The following is a 784-nucleotide window of genomic DNA, read 5'->3' on the forward strand; positions in this document are numbered from 1 at the left end:
GCTTCGTCATCGTCGGCGCCGGCAATGCGGTGAACCTGACCGACGGCCTTGACGGCCTGGCGATCGTGCCGATCATGATCGCGGCTGCCTCCTTCGGCGTCATCGCCTATCTCTCCGGCAACGCCGTGTTCGCCGAATATCTGCAGATCCATTTCGTGCCCGGCACCGGTGAACTGGCGGTCGTGCTCGGCGCGGTCATCGGCGCTGGCCTCGGCTTCCTCTGGTTCAACGCGCCGCCTGCGGCGATCTTCATGGGCGACACCGGATCGCTGGCCATGGGCGGCCTGATCGGCACCGTCGCGGTCGCCACCAAGCATGAGATCGTGCTGGTCATCGTCGGCGGATTGTTCGTCGTCGAAATCCTGTCCGTCATCATCCAGGTCGGCTACTTCAAGATGACTGGCAAGCGGGTGTTCCTGATGGCGCCGATCCACCATCATTTCGAAAAGCTCGGCTGGACCGAAAGCCAGGTGGTGATCCGCTTCTGGATCATCGCCGTCATCCTGGCGCTGGTCGGCCTGTCGACCCTCAAGCTGAGATAGGAAGCCCTTTGATCCCCGCCGCATCCTTTTCAGGCAAGCGCGTTTCGCTCTTCGGGCTTGGTGGCTCGGGGATCGCGACGGCGCGCGCGCTGATCGAGGGCGGCGCGGACGTGCTGGCCTGGGACGACAATCCCGACAGTGTGGCCAAGGCCGCCATTGCCGGTATCGCGACCGCTGATTTGCGCGGCGCCGACTGGGCGAAATTCTCGGCCTTCGTGCTGTCGCCTGGTGTGCCGCTGACG

The 784-nt window shown here is 64.5% G+C and carries 1 protein-coding gene and 1 pseudogene; both read left to right on the forward strand.

Features of this window, described 5'->3' with window-relative positions:
* Positions 1–542, forward strand: a 542-nt coding sequence (gene mraY / locus EN914_RS37110; RefSeq protein WP_127389766.1) for a phospho-N-acetylmuramoyl-pentapeptide-transferase, incomplete at its 5' end; no start/stop codon positions are given.
* A gap of 8 nt (positions 543–550) precedes the next feature.
* Positions 551–784 (forward strand): annotated as a pseudogene (gene murD, locus EN914_RS37115) (UDP-N-acetylmuramoyl-L-alanine--D-glutamate ligase); the annotation flags it as partial.

This window comes from Mesorhizobium sp. M7A.F.Ca.CA.001.08.2.1, from assembly GCF_003998455.1.
Classification (GTDB): Bacteria; Pseudomonadota; Alphaproteobacteria; order Rhizobiales; family Rhizobiaceae; genus Mesorhizobium; species Mesorhizobium ciceri.